Here is a 5,203-nt window from a genome sequence, read left to right as displayed (position 1 = left end):
AACTATTAATTAAACGTCAATTTCCTTTAGACCGATACCAAGTAGATTACCCAAATTGGCAATCGATATGAATAGATATTGTGTTTTCGTCCCTTTAGGGACGACATATGGGTAAAAATAGATCTTGTAAAATGATGCCCGTGCTTTTAGGTACGGGATATATGTTGTACCTAAAGGCACAATAATCTGTCATGAATCGTTTTTCTACCTATATGATGTCCCTAAAGGGACTTGAAATAAGTGTGTTTTTTGATTTCTGGGAATTTTTCTTTGTGCTCCTTAAAATTCAAAATTCAGGTTATTTTACTTGATCTTAGAATTTATTAATTTAAATCAATATGCAAATCCCAACTTCTTTCTGTTTAAAGGATAGAAGGCTTTGGAAAGAAAAAATAAAATATCTACACCCTCGTCAATTTTATCGGATAGGTTTTAGAAGCATTCCATTGGCACACATAGATATTTTCATCTTGGTCAATGCAGACATCATGGCAATGTTTGAAAACTGGTTCTTTCTGAATCATTAACTGCAACTCACCATCAATGTATTTCGGGGCAGTTCCCCCTGGGTTGGACACAACCTTATTGTTTTCATCGAGGATGGTGACAAAGCCTGAATTGTCCATCTGTTCCAAATATTTAGCACGGGACCAACAAACTCCTGCATAAAGGTTTTTGCCATGAATAACAGGACGGCAAACAAATGCTCCCGGTAAAAATATGGTTTCCAGATATTCTCCTTCCATAGTAAATCTTTTGAAAGAATTATGACCACGGGAAGTACACAAAAGGGTAGGAGTACCGCCTTTACGTTGGTCCACAGCAATGCCATGCACGGTTTTGAACTGCGGATCCCCATGCCCATCTCCGCCAAACTTTGAGATAAAATTACCTTTTGAATCGTACCGCAATACATATTGGGAACCGTAGCCATCTGTGATATATAGGTCTCCATTTTGGGCTACACAGGTTTCGGTTGGAGTGTAGCGCATCGTTTCTTCATAGATACCGTTGCTTTTGGGAGATGGGATTTCAGTGATGATTTTTCCTTTTAAGTCAGTTTTAATTACTCTTCCTCCATTATCCACGATCCACAAAAATTCCTCACCTCCTTCATTTACCAAGGTCAAGCCATGTGCAGCGGGTAAATTCAAAGTCCAAGAATCCAAAAGTTTTCCGGATTGGTCATAGATGATGATGTTGTTTTTGGCTTCATCTGTCACCATGATCAATCGGCCTTTTTTATCCATGACCATTTCATGGCAATTGACAACGGGTGTTTTACTTGGGTCAAGGTCCCCCCAGGAAGTGTCAACTTTGTATTTAAAATCACCATGGCCTAAAATGGTGTCATTGTTATTGGAAAAGGATAGGTTGGGTTTGATGGTCATGGCTAGTCCGGTAAGTGCTGTTAGTTTGAGAAAATTTCTACGATTGCTGGGCATACATTTGAATTAGATCTTGAAAAGCAATTTAGCATTAATATCAGATTAATCTAAAATTGAAAATGCCCGCTGGTCAAAAATCAAAAGCAAAGATTGTAGCTTTATTTCTATATTTAAATTCAAACCCAAAATGATCCTATGAAAAATCTGATAAAAATTGTCTTAATATCCTTCATGATACTCTCTGCTGGCCAAATGAATGCACAGGAAATTGCCCTTCAATTGTATAGCCTGCGAAATGAAATGAAACAGGATGCAAAAGGAACCCACGCTTTGATCCCCGGTATGGGAATTAAATATCTGGAAGGTGGGGGCACTTACGGCATGGAAAAAGAAGAATACAAGTCTTTTCTTTCCAACTTGGGACTTTCAATTGTAGCCGTAGGCGCAGGATATGAAGCCTTGAGGGACAATCCCCAATCTATAATTGACAATGCAAAATCGTATGGGGCAAAATTTGCTACCTGTACATGGATTCCCCATCCGTCAGGTCAGTTCAGTATCAAAGAAACGAAGGAAGCCATTGAGATATTCAACAAAGCTGGAAAAATCCTGAAAGACGCAGGCATTACCCTCTGCTACCATCCCCATGGCTATGAATTCAAACCACATGGCAAAGGGGTGTTATTTGATGAAATGCTAAAAAATGCAAAAAATTATGATTTCAACATGGATGTCTATTGGGTGCAGATGGGAGGAGGAGATCCTTTAGCCATTATGAAAAAATATCCAAAGAAATTCCCTCTGCTGCATTTGAAAGACCGTGCCCATGGCACTCCTGGCAATACAGACGGCAGAGGAGATGTGGAGACCAATGTAGTCCTTGGTACAGGAGATGTTGATATCCGCGGCCTTATCAAACAAGCCCAAAAAGTCGGCACCAAATACCTGATCATAGAAGATGAATCCTCAAGGTCAGTGCAGCAGATTCCAAAGAGTGTGGAGTATATTAGGAAAGTGATGGCGGAGAAGTAGCGAGTTGTCCAACTGTTGTACCGTTGGACTGTTGAGCTTGGCGTTTGTAATCAAGGTAAATCCCACAGGAATTTATTTTCTTATAATTTTTTTATGTTTGTGTAAAATGAAAATCCAAATGTAGAAATCCCAGTTTTTATTTTTCTAAACATAAATTTTTAACTTTTTAAACTCCATTGTTAATTCAGTTAATGATTTTTCGACTCCCATTCTTTCCAATGAGGAAGCTCCTACAAATCCATGGGCTTTCGTTTTTTCAAGGATAATATTGACATCCTCTGGAGTATTTATAGGTCCCCCATGAGTAAGGAAAAAAATCCCGGGATTTATTTTTTTAACCGCAGCAATTATATTGTTGGTTCTTTCTATTGCATCGTCCATTGTACATGAAGCGCCTGTCACACCAATTGAGCCCCCTACCGTTGTACCTACATGGGCTATAATTGCATCTGCTCCAGCTTCTGCCATCTGTATGGCTTCTTTCGGTGTTGCCACATAAACAATTGAAAATAATTCCATTTTATTTGCAATCCTGATCATTTCGACCTCCTTATCAAAACCCATCCCTGTTTCTTCCAAAACTTGCCTAAACTGTCCATCCACGATGCAATGGGTAGGGAAATTGTTAATTCCGGAAAACCCCATTTCTTTGACTTTCAATAAATGGTGCCATATCCTCCTTCGGGGATCCGAACCATGGACGCCACAAATCACCGGGATATCTTCAACGACAGGTAGGACTTCAAACTCTCCTATCTCCATGGCAACCGCATTTGCATCACCATATGCCATTAACCCAGCAGTTGAACCATGTCCAGACATTCTAAATCTTCCAGAGTTATATATAATTATAAGATCTGCGCCCCCTTTTTCAATAAATTTAGCACTGATACCAGTACCTGCCCCTGCTGCGATAATCGCTTTTTTCTGATCGATCACTTTTTGTAACCTGTCCCTAACTTCCTGCCTCGTGTAGGGATTACCCCTACCTGTCCATGGATTTGCCATAATTTATTTTTTTGATTTGAGTTTAGATAAATTCTTATTTTAATTCCGACGGATTTCAATTTATGCCATTTGATTCTGTATTTCCATATTTTCCAACAAAATATGGACTGCGGATTCGGAAAAATTTTTTTCATTAATATTGCTATCAATCTCTACTACATTTATATGCTGCTTCAAATGCTGCTTTAAGGTGTCGAATAGTACCCTGTTGATCTCAGGTTGATGGAAAATACCCCCGTCCGCATCAATTTGGGACAAGCCTTTAAGGGGTAGCAAAACTGTGACTGGTACGGTAGATTGGTTTAACCTTTGGGCAATCATTTTTGCCAATTCCATATTTTCCTGAACATCAGTTCTCATCAAGGTGACATCAGGCGCCCAGCTGTAAAGCTGTCGTTCCTTGTATTGCTCCGGAACGGTGTCCGGGTGGGCAAAGTTGACCATGTCCAGACAACCAGGTACCACCACTTGGGGTATCCCCATTTCAACGGCAGCAGTGAGACGCCCGGGACCTGCACTGCAGATGCCGCCGCATAGTTCATCGGCCAACTCCGTGGTAGTGATGTCCAAAATTCCAACAAAGCAATCTTCCCTTATCAGGGTTTCCATAGCATTGCCCCCAAGCCCGTTGGCATGGAATGCCATAACTTCATATCCTTTTGCTTCCAAAAGTTTTGTGCATTCGTTCACACAGGCAGTAGTGTTGCCAAACATACTGATAGCTATAGTTCCTAAAGATTTTTCATCAGTTTTCAGATTCACCTTTGCCATACCGGAAACAGCAGCTGCGGCGTTCCGCATGATGAGACGGCTGATCCTGTTCAGGCCTGCCACATCAACCACTGAGGGCATCAACAGGATGTCCTTCATACCAACCTGTCGGGTGACATCCTTGGATGCCAATGTGGAAATACAGAGTTTGGGAAAGCCAATGGGCAAAGGTTCCATAGCTGCTAGTGCTATATAAGTCCCGCCGCCGCCACCCATACCAATAACTGCTTTGATTTTTCCTTCGGTAAATAATCCGGAAACCAATTTTCCAGCACCTTTACCCATTATATCAACTGCATGACCCCGGTCAGCTTTTTTTCTTAAATCTTCAATAGATTCACCAGCTTCAGCTGCAACTAATTCTGATTCTAATTCAACAGGAAAAAGTGATGTGGATCCAAAAATTCCCGTATTCATAGCAATTACACTTTCCCCATGAGATACAATGCATTGCCTAAGAAAGTTGAAGTTTTCTTCTTTGGTGTCAAAGCACCCAATCATTAGGATAGACTTATCTTTTTGAATCATCATCTTAAACAACTATATCAAAAACAATAACTTTTTCAAGTTTTGGAACAACTAGGAGTTTAACTTTTTCATGAATGGGATGAGGCAGATATTCATCTCTGGATTCCTCAGAATCAAAAGTCATGACAAAACCGTGAGTAAAATCTTCATTTAACCCCTCATTTCCATTATAAGGTCCATATTCTATACCTAATAAACCAGGGATTTCTCCCACCATTTTATTCATTGAAAAAAAGCATGCATCAATTTCTTCAATTGAAATATTTTTTTTGAATTTAAATACGCCAAAATGTCTTACCATATCAATTGAATTTTATTCTAAAGTTCTTATAAAAGCAAACAAATCAGCTATTTCCTCATCTGAAAGGTTATCAATTAAGCCTTTATTCATAAAGGAACGGCCCCCTAGGTAACCTTGACTTTTGATGTCTTCCGCATTAATGAAAATTTTATTCCCCCCCATGAACCCAATAGTA

Annotated in this window: 5 protein-coding genes; 1 reads left to right on the top strand and 4 read right to left on the bottom strand. The window is 39.7% G+C overall.

The annotated features are described in order from the left end of the window. Positions 1-401: 401 nt before the first annotated feature. Positions 402-1,445 (bottom strand): twin-arginine translocation signal domain-containing protein, encoded by a 1,044-nt coding sequence (locus ACEW8U_RS06415; protein ID WP_373521210.1) that lies wholly within the window; start codon positions 1,443-1,445, stop codon positions 402-404. A 138-nt stretch (positions 1,446-1,583) separates the two neighbouring features. On the opposite strand from ACEW8U_RS06415, the gene ACEW8U_RS06410 reads away from it, so the two are divergent. Continuing rightward, entirely contained in the window at positions 1,584-2,420 is an 837-nt protein-coding gene (locus tag ACEW8U_RS06410) for a sugar phosphate isomerase/epimerase family protein (RefSeq protein ID WP_373521209.1), read from the top strand. A gap of 144 nt (positions 2,421-2,564) precedes the next feature. Here ACEW8U_RS06410 and ACEW8U_RS06405 read toward each other — a convergent pair whose 3' ends face one another. Genes ACEW8U_RS06405 through ACEW8U_RS06395 form a run of 3 tightly spaced genes read right to left on the bottom strand, consistent with a single transcriptional unit; the run spans position 2,565 to position 5,028 of the window. Then, on the bottom strand, positions 2,565-3,428 hold the full coding sequence (locus ACEW8U_RS06405) for a phosphoenolpyruvate hydrolase family protein (protein ID WP_373521208.1): 864 nt from the start codon (positions 3,426-3,428) through the stop codon (positions 2,565-2,567). Between the two features lie 60 nt (positions 3,429-3,488). After that, entirely contained in the window at positions 3,489-4,700 is a 1,212-nt protein-coding gene (locus tag ACEW8U_RS06400) for a Tm-1-like ATP-binding domain-containing protein (protein WP_373521207.1), read from the bottom strand. Between the two features lie 31 nt (positions 4,701-4,731). Beyond that, complete coding sequence (locus ACEW8U_RS06395; RefSeq protein ID WP_373521206.1) at positions 4,732-5,028, bottom strand: Dabb family protein; 297 nt, start codon at positions 5,026-5,028, stop codon at positions 4,732-4,734. Between the last annotated feature and the right edge of the window lie 175 nt (positions 5,029-5,203).

It is taken from the genome of Aquiflexum sp. (genome assembly GCF_041751335.1).
Lineage (GTDB): Bacteria > Bacteroidota > Bacteroidia > Cytophagales > Cyclobacteriaceae > Aquiflexum.
The sequence above is the reverse complement of the archived record's forward strand: the minus strand, read 5'-3'. Positions and strand labels throughout refer to the sequence as shown.